General features: G+C 65.3%; 17 protein-coding genes and 1 pseudogene. 6 read left to right on the forward strand and 12 right to left on the reverse strand.

All coding sequences use genetic code 11. From position 1 onward, the window contains the following. Window position 1 precedes the first annotated feature (1 nt). From ACZK2V_RS20075 to ACZK2V_RS20090, 4 genes are all read left to right on the forward strand, one after another. Entirely contained in the window at window positions 2–1,204 is a 1,203-nt protein-coding gene (locus ACZK2V_RS20075) for an ABC transporter permease (protein WP_486322722.1), read from the forward strand. A 16-nt stretch (window positions 1,205–1,220) separates the two neighbouring features. Then, window positions 1,221–1,598 carry a PDZ domain-containing protein gene (locus ACZK2V_RS20080; RefSeq protein WP_486323347.1) on the forward strand — a complete coding sequence of 126 codons (378 nt, stop codon included), beginning with the start codon at window positions 1,221–1,223 and terminating at the stop codon, window positions 1,596–1,598. A 123-nt stretch (window positions 1,599–1,721) separates the two neighbouring features. Continuing rightward, window positions 1,722–3,068 (forward strand): sigma-54-dependent transcriptional regulator, encoded by a 1,347-nt coding sequence (locus tag ACZK2V_RS20085; RefSeq protein ID WP_486322723.1) that lies wholly within the window; start codon window positions 1,722–1,724, stop codon window positions 3,066–3,068. Continuing rightward, window positions 3,065–4,417, forward strand: a complete 1,353-nt coding sequence (locus ACZK2V_RS20090) for a sensor histidine kinase (RefSeq protein ID WP_049399192.1) — start codon at window positions 3,065–3,067, stop codon at window positions 4,415–4,417. The genes ACZK2V_RS20085 and ACZK2V_RS20090 overlap by 4 nt, the downstream gene beginning before the upstream one ends. Before the next feature lie 47 nt (window positions 4,418–4,464). On the opposite strand, the gene ACZK2V_RS20095 is transcribed toward ACZK2V_RS20090, so the two are convergent. Both ACZK2V_RS20095 and glmU read right to left on the reverse strand, forming a co-directional pair. Then, the gene (locus tag ACZK2V_RS20095; protein WP_486322724.1) at window positions 4,465–4,998 is read right to left on the reverse strand and encodes a GNAT family N-acetyltransferase; all 534 of its coding nucleotides are present in this window, start codon (window positions 4,996–4,998) and stop codon (window positions 4,465–4,467) included. Then, window positions 4,967–6,332: pseudogene (glmU, locus tag ACZK2V_RS20100) on the reverse strand (bifunctional UDP-N-acetylglucosamine diphosphorylase/glucosamine-1-phosphate N-acetyltransferase GlmU). The gene ACZK2V_RS20095 and the pseudogene glmU overlap by 32 nt, the downstream one beginning before the upstream one ends. 83 nt (window positions 6,333–6,415) lie before the next feature. On the opposite strand from glmU, the gene ACZK2V_RS20105 reads away from it, so the two are divergent. Continuing rightward, window positions 6,416–6,799 (forward strand): GtrA family protein, encoded by a 384-nt coding sequence (locus tag ACZK2V_RS20105; protein ID WP_049460896.1) that lies wholly within the window; start codon window positions 6,416–6,418, stop codon window positions 6,797–6,799. A 229-nt stretch (window positions 6,800–7,028) separates the two neighbouring features. On the opposite strand, the gene ACZK2V_RS20110 is transcribed toward ACZK2V_RS20105, so the two are convergent. From ACZK2V_RS20110 to ACZK2V_RS20150, 9 genes are all read right to left on the reverse strand, one after another. Further along, window positions 7,029–7,451, reverse strand: a complete 423-nt coding sequence (locus ACZK2V_RS20110; RefSeq protein WP_005419509.1) for a F0F1 ATP synthase subunit epsilon — start codon at window positions 7,449–7,451, stop codon at window positions 7,029–7,031. A gap of 113 nt (window positions 7,452–7,564) precedes the next feature. After that, entirely contained in the window at window positions 7,565–8,971 is a 1,407-nt protein-coding gene (gene atpD, locus ACZK2V_RS20115) for a F0F1 ATP synthase subunit beta (protein ID WP_005411128.1), read from the reverse strand. Window positions 8,972–9,008: 37 nt separating this feature from the next. Continuing rightward, on the reverse strand, window positions 9,009–9,872 hold the full coding sequence (gene atpG, locus ACZK2V_RS20120) for a F0F1 ATP synthase subunit gamma (protein ID WP_005411129.1): 864 nt from the start codon (window positions 9,870–9,872) through the stop codon (window positions 9,009–9,011). Window positions 9,873–9,969: 97 nt separating this feature from the next. Continuing rightward, window positions 9,970–11,517 (reverse strand): F0F1 ATP synthase subunit alpha, encoded by a 1,548-nt coding sequence (atpA, locus tag ACZK2V_RS20125; RefSeq protein WP_005411130.1) that lies wholly within the window; start codon window positions 11,515–11,517, stop codon window positions 9,970–9,972. A 44-nt stretch (window positions 11,518–11,561) separates the two neighbouring features. Then, entirely contained in the window at window positions 11,562–12,089 is a 528-nt protein-coding gene (locus ACZK2V_RS20130; RefSeq protein ID WP_005411131.1) for a F0F1 ATP synthase subunit delta, read from the reverse strand. Window positions 12,090–12,091: 2 nt separating this feature from the next. Next, window positions 12,092–12,562, reverse strand: coding sequence for a F0F1 ATP synthase subunit B (locus ACZK2V_RS20135; RefSeq protein ID WP_005419512.1), 471 nt, complete (start codon window positions 12,560–12,562; stop codon window positions 12,092–12,094). A 106-nt stretch (window positions 12,563–12,668) separates the two neighbouring features. Next, on the reverse strand, window positions 12,669–12,974 hold the full coding sequence (atpE, locus tag ACZK2V_RS20140) for a F0F1 ATP synthase subunit C (RefSeq protein WP_005411133.1): 306 nt from the start codon (window positions 12,972–12,974) through the stop codon (window positions 12,669–12,671). Window positions 12,975–13,047: 73 nt separating this feature from the next. Next, entirely contained in the window at window positions 13,048–13,848 is an 801-nt protein-coding gene (gene atpB / locus ACZK2V_RS20145) for a F0F1 ATP synthase subunit A (RefSeq protein WP_010481316.1), read from the reverse strand. Between the two features lie 31 nt (window positions 13,849–13,879). Continuing rightward, window positions 13,880–14,245 carry a hypothetical protein gene (locus tag ACZK2V_RS20150; RefSeq protein WP_006394654.1) on the reverse strand — a complete coding sequence of 122 codons (366 nt, stop codon included), beginning with the start codon at window positions 14,243–14,245 and terminating at the stop codon, window positions 13,880–13,882. Window positions 14,246–14,704: 459 nt separating this feature from the next. On the opposite strand from ACZK2V_RS20150, the gene ACZK2V_RS20155 reads away from it, so the two are divergent. After that, window positions 14,705–15,523 carry a hypothetical protein gene (locus tag ACZK2V_RS20155; RefSeq protein WP_010481314.1) on the forward strand — a complete coding sequence of 273 codons (819 nt, stop codon included), beginning with the start codon at window positions 14,705–14,707 and terminating at the stop codon, window positions 15,521–15,523. Between the two features lie 456 nt (window positions 15,524–15,979). Here ACZK2V_RS20155 and lpdA read toward each other — a convergent pair whose 3' ends face one another. Next, the gene (gene lpdA, locus ACZK2V_RS20160; RefSeq protein WP_486322725.1) at window positions 15,980–17,788 is read right to left on the reverse strand and encodes a dihydrolipoyl dehydrogenase; all 1,809 of its coding nucleotides are present in this window, start codon (window positions 17,786–17,788) and stop codon (window positions 15,980–15,982) included. Window positions 17,789–17,805 lie beyond the last annotated feature (17 nt).

Here is a 17,805-nt window from a genome sequence, read left to right on the forward strand (position 1 = left end):
CATGGACATCCGCCCCATCCTCAGCACGCTGCGCCGGCACAAGACTGCCGCTGCCCTGATCGTGCTGGAAGTCGCACTGACCTGCGCCATCGTCTGCAACGCGCTGTTCCTGGTCAGCCAGCGCGTGGAGAAGATCAGCATGCCCAGCGGTATCGCCGAGAGCGAACTGGTGATGCTGCGCGTCAGTGGCATCGGCAAGCAGACCGACGCCATGGCCCGCACCCGCGAAGACCTGGCCTCGCTGCGCGCCATTCCCGGCGTCACTGCGGTCAGCGTGATCAATCAAGTACCGTTCCGCAAAAGCTCGTCCAACACCAGCATCTCGCGCGAGATGAACCAGGAGCTCCCCACCGCCAGCGTCGGCATGTACACGTTCTCTGAAGACGCGCTACGCACCCTGGGCCTGAACCTGATTGCCGGTCGCGACTTCCAGCCGGGCGAGTACTTCGATTTCGACAACCTGAGCAAGGCCAACGGAACGCCGGTGATCCTCAGCCAGGCGGCGGCGCACAAGATGGCCCCCGACGGCAATGCGCTGGGCAAGACGTATTACATAGGCAAGCAGACCGTGAACGTGATCGGCATCGTCGATACGCTGGTCACACCCAATGGCTGGGGCAACAACTGGGATGACACGATGATCATGCCGGTGCGCCGCGTCTTCGGCGATGGCATCTACATGCTGCGCACCGACCCGGCGCGCCGCGACGAGGTGCTCAAGGCCGCACTGGCCGCGCTGGAACGCAACGACCCCAACCGGCTGATGCGCGACAAGCTGACCTATGAAGACCAGCGCAAGGACTTCTTCAAGAACGACCGCGCGATGGTCGGCCTGCTGATCACCGTCAGCATCTCGCTGCTGGTGGTCACCGCGCTGGGCATCATCGGCCTGGCCAGCTTCTGGGTGCAGCAGCGCAGCAAGCAGATCGGCATCCGCCGTGCGCTGGGCGCGACCCGCGGGCAGATCCTGCGCTACTTCCAGACCGAGAACTTCCTGCTGGCCACGCTGGGCATCGTGCTGGGCATGCTGGCGGCCTACGCCATCAACCTGGCACTGATGAACCTGTACGAGCTGCCGCGCATGCCGCTGTACTACCTGCCGCTGGGTGCACTGCTGCTGTGGGTGCTGGGCCAGATCGCCGTGTTCGGGCCGGCGCGGCGTGCGGCAGCGGTGCCGCCTGCGGTCGCCACGCGGGGCGCGTGAGATGCGTGCCCGCGCGATGTGCCTGATGCTGCTCCTGCCATTGCCGGCGCTGGCCGGCGGTGGCAGTGCGCAGACACTGGAGTGGCGCCAGGATGCCGCGCGGTTGTCATTGCGCTCAACGGAGGGCCAGGTGCGCGTGGAGGCCGCCAGCCCGGAAATGCGCTTCGGCGTGCGCAGTGGCGATCGCATCCTGCGCGTGGACGACACGGCGGTGCGCCGGGTCGAACACCTTGCCGAGGCCCTGCGTCATTCCAATGCAGCCACCGCCTATCTGTTGCTGCGCCGCGACAAGCGCGAACTGACGGTGGTGGTCGACGCCGCAGCCTGGCGCCAGGCGCTGGAGGTGCCGCCGCCACCTGCGCCCCCACGGCCCCCGGCGCCTCCCCGGCGCTGAGCGAGGGCCGCTCCTGCACAGCCACGGGTTTGGCTATGCTTGATGGGTGGCGCCGGGCTCTCCCGGTGCGTGGACACGAACGGCTCCAACGGCGCCGCCCATCCCTTTCTGCAGAACCGCTTGATGCCTGCGATCCTGATCATCGACGACAACGCCAGCGTGGGTACCGCGCTGGACGTGCTGTTCTCCCTGCACGACATCGACACCCTGCAGGCGCAGAGCCCGTCCGAAGGGCTGGCCCTGCTGGAGTCGCAGCCGGTCGACCTGGTGATCCAGGACATGAACTTCAGCGAGGACACCACCTCCGGCGAAGAAGGCGAGGCCCTGTTCGCGCAGATCCGCGCGCGCCATCCCGATCTGCCGGTGATCCTGCTGACCGCCTGGACCCACCTCAGCAGCGCGGTGGATCTGGTCAAGGCCGGTGCGGCCGACTACTTGGCCAAGCCCTGGGACGACCGCAAGCTGATGACCACGGTCAACAACCTGCTGGAACTGTCCGAGGCGCGCCGCGAACTGGACCGGCGCCGCAGCCGTGAACTGCGCCAGCGCAATGCGCTGGAAGAGAAGTATGACCTGTGCGGCGCGGTCTTCGCCGACCCCGCCAGCGAGCGCGTCATCGCTCTCGCCTGCCAGGTCGCACGCTCGGAACTGCCGGTACTGATCACCGGCGCGAACGGTGCCGGCAAGGAGAAGATCGCGCAGATCATCCAGGCCAATTCCCTGGTGGCCAAGGGTCCATTCGTGGCGGTCAACTGTGGCGCGCTGCCTTCGGAACTGATCGAGGCCGAACTGTTCGGTGCCGAGGCCGGTGCGTATACCGGCGCCAACAAGGCGCGCGAAGGCAAGTTCGAGGCCGCCGATGGTGGCACCCTGTTCCTGGATGAGATCGGCAACCTGTCGCTGGGCGGGCAGATGAAGCTGCTGCGTGTGCTGGAAACCGGCCGCTTCGAGCGCCTGGGCTCCAACCGCGAACGCCAGGTCAAGGTCCGCGTGGTCAGCGCGACCAATGCCGACCTGCCGGCGATGATCCGCGACGGCACCTTCCGCGAAGACCTCTATTACCGCCTCAACACGGTGGAACTGGTGCTGCCGCCGCTGGCCGATCGCCCGGGCGACATCGTGCCGCTGGCCGAGCGCTTCCTGACCGCTGGCAAACCCCTGTCCAGCGCCGCCACCGCCGCCCTGCTGCGGCACCCGTGGCCAGGCAACGTGCGCGAACTGCGCAACGTGATCCAGCGCGCCGAACTGCTGGCCATCGGCAACCGCATTGAAGTGGCCGACCTGAACCTGCCGCGCGCAGCCGTAGCACCGCACCCGGCCCCCAGTGCGGGCAATGACCCCGACCGCGCGCGCATCGAAGAGGTACTGGCGCGCAACCATGGCGTCATCGCCCAGGCCGCCGCCGAACTCGGCCTGAGCCGCCAGGCGCTGTACCGGCGCATGGACCGCCACGGTATCCCGCGAGAATGAAACGGCGCTCGTTCACTTTCCGCCTGTTCCTGCGCCTGCTGCCGGTGCTGGCGCTGGCCGCCGCGTTGCCGTGGCTGCTGGCCTACTGGATGGACCATGGCTGGGTGGTGACCACGGTGTCGGCGTTGATCCTGCTGTCGCTGATGTGGTGGACCCTGCGTCGCGCTACCGCCCCGGTGCGGTCACTGATGCGGGCCCTGGCGGGCACCACCAGCAGCTATCGCGACGGCGAATACAACTTCGGCGTGCACTGGCCCGGCAATGACGAGCTCGGCGACCTGGTGCAGGCACACCGCGAACTGGGCGATGTGCTGCGTGCACAGCGGCAGGGCCTGGTGCAACGCGAACTTCTGCTGGACACGATGGTGCAGAACACGCCGGTGGCGATGCTGCTGATCGCCTCGGGCGGTGATGGCATCGCCCGCGTGGTGTTCTCCAATCTGGCTGCGCGCAAGCTGCTGCATGGCGGCTGGAAGCTGGAAGGCCAGCGCCTGGAGGACGTGCTGGAACAGGTGCCGGTGGAGCTGCGCGATGCCATCGCCCGCGGTGGCGACAGCCTGTTCGCGGTGCATGCCGAGGGCGAGGACGGCGATGAGGACGACGAGCAGGTGTACCACCTCTCGCGCCGCGCCTTCCAGCTCAATGGTCGTCCGCACGACCTGCTGCTGGTGCGCCTGCTGACCGCCGAGCTGCGCCGCCAGGAAGTACAGACCTGGAAGAAGGTGATCCGGGTGATCAGCCACGAGCTCAACAACTCGCTGGCACCGATTGCCTCGCTGGCCCACTCCGGCGGTGTACTGGTGCAGCGTGAGCGCTTTGACCGGCTGCCGGAGATCTTCACCACCATCGAGGATCGTGCACGCCACCTGGAAGGCTTCATCCGCGGCTATGCGCGCTTTGCCAAGCTGCCGCAACCGCAGTTGCAGACCGTGCACTGGGCCCCCTTCCTGTCCAGCCTGCGCCAGCAGATCCCATTCGGCATGGAACGTGAGCCGGACGAGGAACTGAGCAGCCGCATCGACATCGCCCAGTTCGGGCAGGCACTGCTGAACCTGTTGAAGAACGCGCACGAAGCCTGCGCCGAAGCAGAACCGCCCAACGACGACGTACAGGTGCAACTCACGCGGCTGCCGCAGTGGCTGCGCCTGGACGTACTGGATCGCGGCAAGGGCATGAACGAGCAGGTGCTGCAGAATGCGCTGATGCCGTTCTATTCGACCAAGCGCAATGGTACCGGGCTGGGCTTGGCCTTGACCCGCGAGATCGTGGAAGCGCATGGCGGCCGGGTATCACTGCAGAATCGCGGCGATGGCGGGTTGTGCGTGTCGATCCTGTTGCCGGTGGGTTGAGCGGGTAGGTCCACGTCATGCGCGGATGTGCCGACCAAGGTCGGCACCTACCAAACCTGCCGCATCGCCACCCGCAGGTGCATCGGGAACCCGAGCGCAGCCTCTTCGGCCATCACCGCGCGCAGGCCATCGTTCCACTGCGCCTCGGGCGCTACGTCGAATCCTTCGCTGGCATAGAAGGCCGCATTCCACGGCACATCGGACAGCGTGGTCAGCACCGCGGCCGCATAGCCTCCCACCCTCGCCTGCGCCAAGGCATGGCGCAGCAAAGCGCGGCCGTGGCCACGCCGCGCGTGTGCGGGATCCACGTCCATCTGCAGCACATGGAATTCACCGCAGAGTTCGCCGGCCAGCAGGTAACCCGCGATACCACCGTCAGCCGCATCCACCACCCACAACTGGCCACGTTGAAGGCCATCCTGCAGCGTCGGCAGGTCCAGACCATGCCCGGCAAACACCGGGTAGGCCTGGTGACCCTTCAGCAGTTCACCGGCACGTTGTTCAATTGCCGGCAGCATGCCGAGTTCGTCGGCATGCGGGATGCGTGGCTCAGGACTTCTTGAGCGGGCGCTTCCAGCCATCGATGGTTTCCTGTCGTGCACGTGCCAGTGTCAGCTTGCCATCCGGGGCGTCGCGGGTGATGACCGAACCGGCGGCAATCGTCGCACTGTCGCCAATGGTCACCGGCGCTACCAGCGAACTATTGGAACCAATGAAGGCGTTGTCGCCGATGGTGGTGGTCGACTTGTTCACGCCGTCGTAGTTGCAGGTGATGGTGCCGGCACCGATGTTTACCTTGCTGCCGATCACCGCATCGCCCAGGTAGGTCAGATGGTTGGCCTTGCTGCCAACACCGAGGGTGACCTTCTTGGTCTCGACGAAGTTGCCCACGTGCACGCCGTCGGCGAGCACGGTCCCCGGACGCAGCCGCGCGAACGGTCCTACCAGCGCAGCACCTTCGGTGACCACGCCTTCAAGATCACAATGCGCGCGCACTTCGGTGCCCGGGCCAAGATTGACGTCCTTCAGCCGGTTGAACGGGCCCACGGTGACGCCGTCGCCGAGCACGATGTGGCCTTCCAGAACGACATCGACATCGATCAGCACATCGCTGCCCACGGTGACGGTGCCACGGATATCCAGTCGTGCCGGGTCACGCACGCGCGCCCTGCGCGCACAGGGCCCGTACCGCGCGGCGCTGCCAGGCACGCTCCAGCTGCGAAAGCTGCCAGGGATCGTTTGCCCCTTCGGCTTCCTGCGCATCGGCCACCAGTGCCATTTCGGCCGGGGTGTACTCGTGCGCGGCAAAGGCGAACACGTCGGTCAGGTAGTACTCGCCCTGCGCGTTGCTGTTGGACAACTGCGACAGCCAGCGCCGCAGCGCGGTCGACTCGGCGGCAATGATGCCGGTATTGATCGTGCGCACACGCAGCTGGTCGTCGGTAGCGTCCTTCTGCTCGACAATGGAGCCCACCTTGCCTTCGGCATCGCGCAGCACGCGGCCGTAGCCGGTCGGGTCATCGACATCGGCGACCAGCACCGCCAGGCGACCCGGCTGCGCCAGCAGGTCGCGCAGGGTCTGCGCGCGGATCAGTGGCACGTCGCCGTACAGCACCAGCACCTGCGCGGCGTCAGGCACCTGCGGCATCGCCTGGGCCACCGCATGGCCGGTGCCCAGCTGCCGTGCCTGTTCAGCCCATTGCAGGTCGGGCTGGTCGGCGAAGTACTGGCGCACCGCTTCACCACCATGGCCGTAGACCACGTGGATCGCCGAGGGCTGCAGTTCGCGGGCCGCATCGATCACATGCGCCAGCATCGGCTGGCCGGCGATCGGCTGCAGCACCTTCGGCAGCACCGACTTCATTCGCTTGCCCGCGCCAGCGGCGAGGATGATGACGTGCAGGGGTTGGGTCATGGAAACGGCAGTCCGTGGTTCGTTGCCGATGATTCTAGAGCGTGGGCCGTTAACATGTGCATCCCACCTCCTTCACCGCACTGATGGGCCTCGTCCGCCAGGGAAGCACCTATCTCATCATCGGGCTCGTGCAGCTGCTGCTCGACTGGCTGGTGTTCGTCACCGCGACCGCGCTGGGCCTGCCGGTGGTGCCTGCCAACATTGCCGGTCGCCTGGCCGGGATGCTGCTGGGCTTCTGGCTCAACGGCCGTTACACCTTTGCCAACGCAGGTGATGCGCGCCTTGGCTGGCGTCGATTTTCACGCTTCTTCGGGCTGTGGCTGCTGCTGACCGCGACAAGCACGTTGCTGGTGAGCCTGGTCGACCACGCGCTGGGCCTGCAGTACACCTGGCTGGCCAAGCCGCTGGTGGAAGGCGGGCTGGCGTGCGTTTCCTTCCTGCTGATGCGCTGCGTGGTCTACCGCTGATACGGCGCTGGGATCGGGATCGGGATCGGGATCGGGATCGGGATCGGGATCGGGATCGGGATCGGGATCGGGATCAGTAGAGTCGACTGTTGGTCGACTGCTCTTCCATCAGACTGCGGAAATCCCGCGCTGCGCGCGATAGTCGACTCTGCCCAGCCGACACTCTACCTCGCACAAACAAAAACGCCGGCACAGGGCCGGCGTTCTCGCGGATGCAGCGCGAGAAACCTCAGTGCTTGAGGTTCTTGCGCAGGCGCTCCAGCGCCTGCAGCTGGACGACGGCTTCGGCCAGCTTCTGCTGGGCTTCAGCCACTTCCATCGCCTCGCCGCGGTTGGCCAGGATGCGCTCGGCTTCTTCCTTGGCCTTGCGGACCGAGGCTTCGTCGATGTCCTGCGCGCGGATCGCGGTGTCGGCCAGCACGGTCACCACCTGCGGCTGCACTTCCAGGATGCCGCCGGAAATGGCGAAATCCAGCTGCTCGCCATTCGGCGTGGTCACCACCACCTTGCCCGGCTTCAGGCGGGTGATCAGCGGCGCGTGCTTGGGCGCGATGCCCAGTTCGCCCAGCTCACCGGTGGCCACGACCAGGGTCGCTTCGCCACGGAAGATTTCCTGCTCGGCGCTGACGATGTCGCAACGGATCGTGCTCATGCAAATCTCTTCGCTGTTCGCGGCGGCGCAATGCCACCGTGGGAGTCCACCGGCGCGGGCGGTTGCCCGGCGCCGGCGTCAGGTCGGGCAGAATCGCTCCCGCCCGCCCCGGATCAGGCCTTCTCGGCCATCTTCTTGGCCTTCTCGACCGCTTCTTCGATGCCGCCAACCATGTAGAACGCCTGCTCCGGCAGGTGGTCGTACTCGCCATCGACGATGGCCTTGAAGCCACGGATGGTGTCCTTCAGCGGCACGTACTTGCCCGGCGAACCGGTGAACACTTCGGCCACGTGGAACGGCTGGCTGAAGAAGCGCTCGATCTTACGGGCGCGCGACACGGCCTGCTTGTCCTCTTCGGACAGTTCGTCCATGCCCAGGATCGCGATGATGTCCTTCAGTTCCTTGTACTTCTGCAGGGTCTGCTGGACGCGCTGGGCGGTGTCGTAGTGCTCGTGGCCGATGACCAGCGGGTCCATCTGGCGGCTGGTGGAGTCCAGCGGATCGACGGCCGGGTAGATACCCAGCGAGGCGATCGAACGCGACAGGGTCACGGTCGAGTCCAGGTGGGCGAAGGTGGTTGCCGGCGACGGGTCGGTCAGGTCGTCCGCGGGAACGTAGACGGCCTGGATCGAGGTGATCGAACCGTTCTTGGTCGAGGTGATGCGCTCCTGCAGGACGCCCATTTCCTCGGCCAGGGTCGGCTGGTAACCCACGGCGGACGGCATGCGGCCCAGCAGTGCCGACACTTCGGTACCGGCCAGGGTGTAGCGGTAGATGTTGTCGACGAACAGCAGGACGTCCTTGCCCTTGCCGTTTTCGTCCTTCTCGTCGCGGAAGTACTCGGCCATGGTCAGGCCGGTCAGGGCGACGCGCAGACGGTTGCCCGGCGGCTCGTTCATCTGGCCGTACACCATCGCCACCTTGTCGAGGACGTTGGAGTCCTTCATTTCGTGGTAGAAGTCGTTGCCCTCACGGGTACGCTCACCCACGCCGGCGAACACGGACAGACCGCTGTGCGCCTTGGCGATGTTGTTGATCAGCTCCATCATGTTGACGGTCTTGCCGACGCCGGCGCCGCCGAACAGGCCGACCTTGCCGCCCTTGGCGAACGGGCACATCAGGTCGATGACCTTGATGCCGGTTTCCAGCAGTTCGGTGGCCGGGGACTGGTCTTCGTACGACGGGGCCGCACGGTGGATTTCCCAGCTGTCGCTGGCGGCCACCGGGCCGGCTTCGTCGATCGGACGGCCGAGCACGTCCATGATGCGGCCCAGGGTGCCAGCGCCGACCGGCACCGAGATGCCACGGCCGGTGTTGACGGCAACCAGGTTGCGCTTCAGGCCGTCGGTGGAACCGAGGGCGATGGTACGCACCACGCCGTCGCCCAGCTGCTGCTGGACTTCGAGGGTGATCTCGGTGTTTTCCACCTTCAGTGCGTCGTACACCTTCGGCACCGATTCACGCGGGAATTCGACGTCGACGACCGCGCCGATGATCTGAACGATCTTGCCCTGACTCATTGCTGCATCCTCTAATGTGTGCTTTGAACGAACGCGGTCAGACTGCTGCCGCGCCGCCGACGATTTCGGAGATTTCCTGGGTGATCGCTGCCTGGCGCGCCTTGTTGTAGACGAGCTGCAGGGTGCCGATCAGCTTGTTGGCGTTGTCGCTCGCCGCCTTCATCGCAACCATGCGTGCCGCATGCTCGGAGGCGACGTTTTCCAGCAGTGCCTGGTACACCAGCGACTCGATGTAACGCGTCATCACGTGCTCGAGCACGGTCGCGGCATCGGGTTCGTACAGGTAGTCCCAGTCGTGGTGAGCGACCTGCTTCTCAGCCGGCGGCAGCGGCAGCAGCTGATCGAAGCTGGCCTTCTGCACCATGGTGTTCACGAAGCGGTTGTAGACCAGGTACACGCGGTCGATCTTGCCTTCGGTGAAGGCGTCGAGCATGACCTTGATCACACCGATCAGCGATTCCAGCTTCGGCACGTCGCCGATGTGGGTCACGCTGCCGACCATGTTGACCTTCACGCGGCGGAAGAAGGTCGAAGCCTTCTGGCCGATGGTCACCAGGTCCACTTCCGCACCCTTGTCCTGCCATGCCTTGGCTTCGCCCAGCATCTTGCGGAACAGGTTGTTGTTCAGGCCGCCGGCCAGGCCGCGATCGGAGGAGATCACGATGAAGCCGACCCGCTTGACCTGCTCACGCTCGACCAGGAACGGATGCTGGTAGTCGGTGCTGGCCTGGGCCAGGTGACCGATCACCTGCTTCATCGCCTGCGCGTACGGACGCGAGGTCTTCATCCGATCCTGCGCCTTGCGGATCTTGGAGGCCGAGACCATTTCCAGGGCGCGCGTCACCTTGCGGGTGTTCTGCACGCTCTTGATCTTGGTTTTGATTTCGCGTCCGCTTGCCATCTCTTGTTTCCCGTGGCGCGGGGCTGCTGCCCCGCGTTGTTCAACCGTTTGTCATCTGGTCCAGCGGAGCCAGAGGCTCCGCTCTACAGGACCGCGATTACCAGCTGCCGGTGGTCTTGAACTCGGCGATGCCCTTCTTGAAGGCACCTTCGATGTCGTTGTCCCAACCGCCGGTGGCGTTGACCTTGCTGACCAGCTCGCCCTGGGTGTTGGCGAAGTGGGCGTGCAGGCCTTCTTCGAACGCCAGCAGCTTGTTGACCGGCACGTCGTCGAGGTAACCCTCGTTGACGGCGTAGATCGACAGCGCCTGGTTGGCGATCGACATCGGCGCGTACTGCTTCTGCTTCATCAGTTCGGTGACGCGCTGGCCACGCTCCAGCTGCTTGCGGGTGGCTTCGTCCAGGTCCGAGGCGAACTGCGCGAACGCAGCCAGCTCGCGGTACTGGGCCAGCGAGATACGGATGCCGCCCGACAGCTTCTTGATGATCTTGGTCTGGGCCGAGCCACCGACGCGCGACACCGAGATACCGGCGTTCACGGCCGGGCGGATGCCGGCGTTGAACAGGTCGGTTTCCAGGAAGATCTGGCCGTCGGTGATCGAGATCACGTTGGTCGGAACGAAGGCGGACACGTCGCCGGCCTGGGTTTCGATGATCGGCAGCGCGGTCAGCGAACCGGTCTTGCCGGTGACCTTGCCTTCGGTGAACTTCTCGACGTATTCCTCGGACACGCGGGCAGCGCGTTCCAGCAGGCGCGAGTGCAGGTAGAACACGTCACCCGGGTAGGCTTCACGGCCCGGCGGGCGCTTCAGCAGCAGCGAGATCTGGCGGTAGGCAACGGCCTGCTTGGACAGATCGTCGTACACGATCAGCGCGTCTTCGCCGCGGTCCATGAAGTACTCACCCATGGTGCAGCCCGAGTAGGCGCTGATGTACTGCATGGCAGCCGATTCGGAAGCAGTCGCGGCCACCACGATGGTGTGGGCCAGCGCGCCGTTCTCTTCCAGCTTGCGCACGATGTTGGCGATGGTCGAAGCCTTCTGGCCGATCGCAACGTACACGCACTTGATGCCGGTGCCCTTCTGGTTGATCACGGCATCGATCGCCATCGCGGTCTTGCCGGTCTGGCGGTCACCGATGATCAGCTCGCGCTGGCCACGGCCGATCGGGATCATCGAGTCGACCGACTTGTAGCCGGTCTGCACCGGCTGGTCGACCGACTTGCGCCAGATCACGCCCGGCGCAACACGCTCCACCGGAGCGGTCAGGTCGGTGCCCAGCGGGCCCTTGCCGTCGATCGGCTCGCCCAGCGCGTTCACGACGCGGCCCAGCAGTTCCGGACCGACCGGCACTTCCAGGATGCGGCCGGTGGTCTTGGCGACGTCGCCTTCGCGCAGGTGCTCGTAGTCACCCAGCACCACGGCGCCGACCGAGTCGCGCTCCAGGTTCAGGGCGAGGGCGAAGGTGTTGTTCGGCAGTTCGATCATTTCGCCCTGCATCACGTCGGCCAGACCGAAGATGCGCACGATGCCGTCGGACACGCTGGTCACGGTGCCTTCGTTGCGCGATTCCGCGGCCAGCTTGACCTTCTCGATGCGGTTCTTGATCAGTTCGCTGATTTCGGAGGGGTTGAGCGTGGTTGCCATCGTCAAGTCCTAGTGCCGGCAGCGGGGCCGGACGTTAAATGAATTCAGTTAGCGAGCGCGGTCTGCAGACGGGCCAGCTTGCCCTTCAGCGAACCATCGATGACCACGTCGCCGGCGTCGATCACGGCGCCGCCGATCAGCGAGGCATCGACCGCGGTGGTCACGTCGACCTCGCGGTTGAAGCGCTTGCGCAGCGCGACCTTGATCGCGTCCAGCTCACCGGCCGACAGTTCGGCGGCCGAGGTGACGGTGGCCTTGACCACGTGCTCGGCTTCGGCGCGCAGGGCGTCGAACATGCCGGAAATCTCCGGCAGCAGCGGCAGACGATGCGATTCGGCCAGGATGGCCAGGAAGCGCGAGTAGGTCTCGCCGTGGGACACCGGCGCCAGCAGGGCGACGGCGTCGTCACGACCCAGCTCCGGGTTGGCGAGCAGGGCCGCCACGCGCGGGTCGGCGGCGACGTGGGCGGAGAACGCCAGGGCGTCCGACCACGGCGCGAACGCGCCTTCGTCGCGCGCGGTCGCGAACGCGGCGCGGGCGTACGGGCGGGCAAGCGTGAGGGCCTGGCTCATCCTTAGATCTCCGAGGCCAGCTCGTCGAGCAGCGCCTTGTGGGCGTTGGCGTCGATTTCGCGCTTGAGCAGCTTTTCGGCACCGGTCACGGCCAGCGCGGACACCTGCTTGCGCAGATCTTCACGGGCACGGTTGGCGGCGGCGTCGATTTCAGCCTGGGCCAGTTCCTTCTGACGGGTGGCTTCGGTGATCGCTTCGTTACGGGCAGCATCAACGATCTGGTTGGCACGCGCGTGAGCCTGATCGATGATCTCGTTGGCCTTGGTGCGTGCTTCCTTCAGCGCTTCGTTGACCTTCTCCTGCGCCTGGGCCAGATCTTTCTGGCTGCGGTCGGCAGCAGCGAGGCCTTCAGCAATCTTCTGCTGGCGCTCTTCGATCGCGTTCATCAGCGGCGGCCAGATCTTGGTCGCGATGATCCAGATCAGACCAGCGAAGGCCAGCGCCTGCGCAAGAAGGGTGAAATTGATATTCATGGTTAGCTCGATCGCTGGTTTCGGGGTGGACGCGCCGCCGTAGCGGCACATCCGGCCTTCATCCGAAACCGGGTGCATCAGCACCCGGTCGTCTCAAACCGCTGTATCAGCCGGCCAGAGCCTTGGTGACGGCGCCAGCGAAGGCAGCCGACAGCGGGTTGGCGAAGGCCAGCAGCAGGCCAACGGCGACCGAGATGATGAACGCGGCGTCGATCAGGCCGGCGGTGATGAACATGCGGACCTGCAGGACCGGGATCAGTTCCGGCTGGCGGGCGGCCGACTCCAGGAACTTACCAGCCATGATGGCCAGACCCAGACCGGCGCCCAGCGCGGCCAGGCCGATCATGATGCCGACGGCAAGGGCGGTGGAGCTCTGAATCTGCGCGAAGTTGGTCAGGACGGCGAAGTACATGGTTATCTCCAGGAACTTAAGTTGCTAAGGGTGATGAAACGGATGAAGGTTGAAACGCGTTGAAGCTTGAAACTCAGTGAGCGTCTTCCGACAGGCTCAGGTACACGATCGACAGCATCATGAAGATGAAGGCCTGCAGCGGGATCACCAGCAGGTGGAACAGCATCCAGCCGAGGCCGAACACACCACCGGCAATGGCACCGAAGAAACCGGCACCACCCAGCACCCAGATCAGCAGGAACACGATTTCGCCGCCGAACATGTTGCCGAACAGTCGCATCGCCAGCGAGATCGGCTTGCTCAGCCACTCGACGATGTTGAGGATCAGGTTGAACGGCATCATCCACTTGCCGAACGGCGCCGTCAGGAATTCCTTGATGAAGCCGCCCAGGCCCTTGGACTTGAGCGCGAAGAACAGCATCAGGAAGAACACGCTGATGGCCATGCCCAGGGTGGCATTGACGTCAGCGGTCGGGACCGGCTTCCAGTAGTGCACGCCCACCCATTCCAGCGGCTTGGCGATGAAATCGGCCGGGATCATCTTCAGCAGATTCATCAACAGGATCCAGAAGAAGATCGTGATGGCGATCGGCGTGACCAGCTTGCTCTTGCCGTGGTAGGTGTCCTTGGCCTGGCGGTCGACGAACTCCAGGCAGATCTCGACGAAGGCCTGCCACTTGCCCGGCACGCCGGCGGTGGCCTTGCGGGTGCCCAGCCAGAACGCGACAACGATCACCAGGCCCATCAGGACAGCGGTGAGGAAGGTATCGACGTGGATATGCCAGAACATACCCTCACCCTTGCCGACCGGCGCGGTCAGGTTGTGCAGGTGATGCTGGATGTAGCTGGTAGGGGTTAGAGCCTCGCCCGCCATGTGTCCGGAACCTTCAGTTAATTGAATTCTGTCAACGCCTGGCCATCGCCAGGACCTGGAACATCAAGCCGACGGCGATACCGGCCAACAGCGCCAATGCAGGCAGCTTGAAGACCAGAAACCCCACCAGCAGGACGCCGAAAACCACCACCCACTTGGCCACGATCGCAATGATCAGGCGAGCCATCGCCGATCCTGCGGCCAGTGCCCCACCGCCCAGGGCCATCCGTGCCGCCACCCAGCCACCGGCCGAAATGGCCACACCGGACGCCAGCGCGCCGAGGGCATATTTCGGACCTACCAGCAGGAAGGCCAGGGCCAGGACAGCCACTGCGGCCAGCGGGTAGACCGCGGCGCGCAGCATCAGTCGCCGACCCGCATCAACGGAGTTCAGCACAGGACGTCCCGCGTGGTTGCAAGTGGAGGGCTGAGGCGACTACAGCAGGGGGGCCTCATCGAGCCGCCAAATTATAGCAATGGGACAATTTGCGAGACAACCGCTCCCTGTTCATCCCGGGAGGCCGCAAGTTGCGGTAACGGTTACATTTTTGCGTGCCACCCAGGGGACAATGACGTCCGCATGATGTTGCAGCGCAGTATTGAACTTTGGTCGCAGGCCGCGGAACTTTCACCGAATGCGCCGGTCCGATCTTTCGACCTGCCTGCAGCAACCTCGTCGACGCTCCGCCCCGCAGGTCCCACGATGGCCCCGAAGCCCGGCTCCGGGGCCATCTTTTTGCATCGTCGCGACAGCGCTGAACCGTGCACACTTCGTGGACCATACGTTCACGGATGGTGGACGGGCCTGTCCGGCACAGTGGTCTTCATTCTGATGAACCACTGCAAGGACTCTTCGATGCGCCCCGTACCCACCCTGCTCGCCCTCTCCCTGCTCGCCGCTGGCGCTTCGTTCGCCACTGCCGCCCACGCCGCTGAAGGCGACGACCGCTTCGCCCTGCGCCTGGGTGCGATGAACATCGACTCGGACAACACCCTTCGCGGCAAGACCAACGTCGCCGGCCAGGACATCGGCTTCTCCGAGGACTTCAAGCTGGGTGGCAAGGAGTGGGAACCGCGCATTGACGGCATGTTCCGCATCAGCAACCGCCAGCGCCTGCTGTTCAACTACTTCAAGTACGACAAGGACCGCCGCGAGACCCTTGGCCAGGACATCTCCTTCGGTGACGTCAACGTGCCGTCCGGCAGCTTCGTCAAGGGTGAACTGAAGTACCAGGTCGCCAGCCTGGTCTATGACTACTCGGTGGTGGACACCGATACCTTCGACCTCGGCCTGCAGCTGGGTGCCGAGTACGCCAAGGTCAGCACCAAGGCCTATGCCGATCTGGGCACTGTCTACGAAGGCCAGTTCCTCAATGAGAAGACCGACGGCGTGGCGCCGGTGGTCGGTGCGCGCCTGAGCTTCACCCCGTCGGAAAAGTGGATGATCACGCTGCAGGGCCAGTATCTCAACACGCGCTGGGGCAGCTTCGATGACTACAAGGGCGACCTGAGCCGCGCCAACGCCATCGTGGATTACCGCTTCACGAAGAACTTCGGTGTGTTCGCTGGCTACGACTGGTTCAAGCTCGACGCGGACAAGAAGGGCAGCGACGGCACCATCGGCCTGAAGCAGGAATTCAAGGGCCCGGTGGCCGGCGTCAGCTTCGTGTTCTGATCCCCCGCCCCTTCCACGGCACACTGCTCTCCTGGCGCGGCCTCCGGAACATCGGGGCCGCGCTTTTTTGTACTTTTTTCCCTGCGTGCAGGAGCAAGAGCAGCTGGGTCGAGCGCTTGAGGGAGAGGGGGCTGGGTGCGAATGTCCCCCGGCGCTGGCCTGCGGCCGACGCCTCCTCCTTTACTTCGCACCCAGCCCCCTCTCCCTCCGCGTGTCAGGCGTCCAGGCGGCCTAGGCGGTGGCTCTCGACTGTCCCCGCAAGCCGAGCCGCTGCGCGGGTGGCAGGCGTTTGGACAAAGTAAAGGAGGAGGCGACCGCCGCAGGCGGACGACGGGGGACATTTGTCCAAACGCCTGCCACCCGCGCAGCGGCCCCACCGCTCGCAAAAATCCGGAGCGGAGAAACAAAAAACCCCAGCAGATGCCGGGGCTTCTCGTTCGCGAAGGCGCGGGCGCCTTACTTCTTCTTCGGCATGTACAGATCGGTGATCGTGCCGTCGTAGATTTCCGAGGCCATCGCCACCGATTCGCTCAGCGTCGGGTGAGCGTGGATGGTGTGGCCGATGTCCTCGGCTTCCGCACCCATCTCGATGGCCAGGCCGATCTCGGCCAGCAGGTCACCGGCGTGCACGCCAACGATCGCACCACCGATGATGCGATGGGTCTCTTCGTCGAAGATCAGCTTGGTGAAGCCCTCGGTGCGACCGATGCCGATCGCGCGGCCACTGGCGGCCCACGGGAACTTGGCCACGCCGACCTTCAGGCCCTTGGCCTTGGCTTCGGTCTCGGTCACGCCGACCCAGGCGATTTCCGGGTTGGTATAGGCCACCGACGGGATCACGCGGGCCACCCATTCCTTCTTGTGGCCGGCGGCCACTTCGGCAGCCAGCTTGCCCTCGTGCGTGGCCTTGTGGGCCAGCATCGGGTTGCCGACGATGTCGCCGATGGCAAAGATGTGCGGCACATTGGTGCGCATCTGGCGATCGACCGGGATGAAGCCACGGTCGGTGACCTGCACGCCGGCCTTTTCGGCATCGATCTTCTTGCCGTTCGGCGAGCGGCCCACGGCCACCAGCACGCGATCGAAGGTGCCCTGCGCCAGCGCAGGCGCCTGGCCTTCCTCGGCCGCTTCGAAGGTGACGGTGATGCCCTTGGCATCGGCGGTGACGCCGGAGGCCTTGGTCTTCAGGTGCACGTCGATGCCCTGCTTCTTCAGGCGGTCGGCCAGCGGCTTGACCAGGTCCTTGTCGGCGCCCGGCATCAGCTGGTCCATGAACTCGACCACGGTGACCTTGCTGCCCAGCGCGCTGTACACAGTGGCCATTTCCAGGCCGATGATGCCGCCGCCGACGACCAGCAGTGAGCCCGGCACTTCGGCCAGCTCCAGCGCGTCGGTGGAGTCCATCACGCGCTTGTCGTCCCACGGGAAGTTCGGCAGCTTCACCGCCTGCGAACCGGCGGCGATGATGCACTTCTGGAAGCGCAGCAGCTGGGTGCTGCCATCAGCGGCGGTGATTTCCAGCTCGTTGGCCGAAACGAATTTGCCGACGCCCTGCACGCTGCGGACCTTGCGCTGCTTGGCCATGCCGGCCAGGCCCTTGGTCAGCTGGTTGACGACCTTTTCCTTGTACTCGCGCAGCTTGTCCAGGGTAATGGTCGGCTTGCCGAACTCGACGCCGAAATCACCGGCGTGGGCCACTTCGTCGATGACCGCTGCAGCGTGCAGCAGCGCCTTGGACGGAATGCAGCCCACGTTGAGGCAGACGCCGCCTAGGCTGGCGTAGCGCTCGACCAGCACCGTATCCAGGCCGACGTCGGCAGCGCGGAAAGCGGCGGTGTAGCCGCCCGGGCCGGAGCCCAGCACGACCATTTCGCATTCGATGTCGGCTGGCTTGCCGCTGGACAGCGCCGGCTTCGGCGCAGCCGGTTCAGCCGGGGCGCGGTGCGACGGGGTCACCGGCGGCTTGCTGGCCGGAGCGGCCGCTGCCGGGGCCGGCGCGGCGGCCTTGGCCGGGACTTCGGCGGCACCTTCGGCGTCCAGCACCACGACCACGGCGCCTTCGGACAGGGTGTCGCCCAGCTTGACCTTGATTTCCTTGACCACGCCGGCAGCCGAGGACGGCACTTCCAGGGTGGCCTTGTCCGATTCCAGGGTCACCAGACCCTGATCCTTCTTCACCGTGTCGCCGACGGCGACCAACACTTCGATCACCGGCACATCGCTGTAATCGCCGATGTCGGGAACCTTGACTTCAATCGTGGCCATGGTGGGTTTTCCTCGTG

It is taken from the genome of Stenotrophomonas sp. 93052_Sma, assembly GCF_056481145.1.

Bases quoted from the DNA above. Each gene is read 5' to 3' on its own strand.
- atpA (WP_005411130.1), bottom strand. From the start codon at position 11,517: ATGGCAACCACGCTCAACCCCTCCGAAATCAGCGAACTGATCAAGAAC.
- ACZK2V_RS20130 (WP_005411131.1), bottom strand. From the start codon at position 12,089: ATGAGCCAGGCCCTCACGCTTGCCCGCCCGTACGCCCGCGCCGCGTTC.
- ACZK2V_RS20110 (WP_005419509.1), bottom strand. From the start codon at position 7,451: ATGAGCACGATCCGTTGCGACATCGTCAGCGCCGAGCAGGAAATCTTC.
- ACZK2V_RS20080 (WP_486323347.1), top strand. From the start codon at position 1,221: ATGTGCCTGATGCTGCTCCTGCCATTGCCGGCGCTGGCCGGCGGTGGC.
- atpG (WP_005411129.1), bottom strand. From the start codon at position 9,872: ATGGCAAGCGGACGCGAAATCAAAACCAAGATCAAGAGCGTGCAGAAC.
- ACZK2V_RS20155 (WP_010481314.1), top strand. From the start codon at position 14,705: ATGCGCCCCGTACCCACCCTGCTCGCCCTCTCCCTGCTCGCCGCTGGC.
- ACZK2V_RS20075 (WP_486322722.1), top strand. From the start codon at position 2: ATGGACATCCGCCCCATCCTCAGCACGCTGCGCCGGCACAAGACTGCC.
- ACZK2V_RS20085 (WP_486322723.1), top strand. From the start codon at position 1,722: ATGCCTGCGATCCTGATCATCGACGACAACGCCAGCGTGGGTACCGCG.
- atpE (WP_005411133.1), bottom strand. From the start codon at position 12,974: ATGTACTTCGCCGTCCTGACCAACTTCGCGCAGATTCAGAGCTCCACC.
- lpdA (WP_486322725.1), bottom strand. From the start codon at position 17,788: ATGGCCACGATTGAAGTCAAGGTTCCCGACATCGGCGATTACAGCGAT.
- ACZK2V_RS20135 (WP_005419512.1), bottom strand. From the start codon at position 12,562: ATGAATATCAATTTCACCCTTCTTGCGCAGGCGCTGGCCTTCGCTGGT.
- ACZK2V_RS20090 (WP_049399192.1), top strand. From the start codon at position 3,065: ATGAAACGGCGCTCGTTCACTTTCCGCCTGTTCCTGCGCCTGCTGCCG.
- atpD (WP_005411128.1), bottom strand. From the start codon at position 8,971: ATGAGTCAGGGCAAGATCGTTCAGATCATCGGCGCGGTCGTCGACGTC.
- ACZK2V_RS20105 (WP_049460896.1), top strand. From the start codon at position 6,416: ATGGGCCTCGTCCGCCAGGGAAGCACCTATCTCATCATCGGGCTCGTG.
- atpB (WP_010481316.1), bottom strand. From the start codon at position 13,848: ATGGCGGGCGAGGCTCTAACCCCTACCAGCTACATCCAGCATCACCTG.
- ACZK2V_RS20095 (WP_486322724.1), bottom strand. From the start codon at position 4,998: ATGGCTGGAAGCGCCCGCTCAAGAAGTCCTGAGCCACGCATCCCGCAT.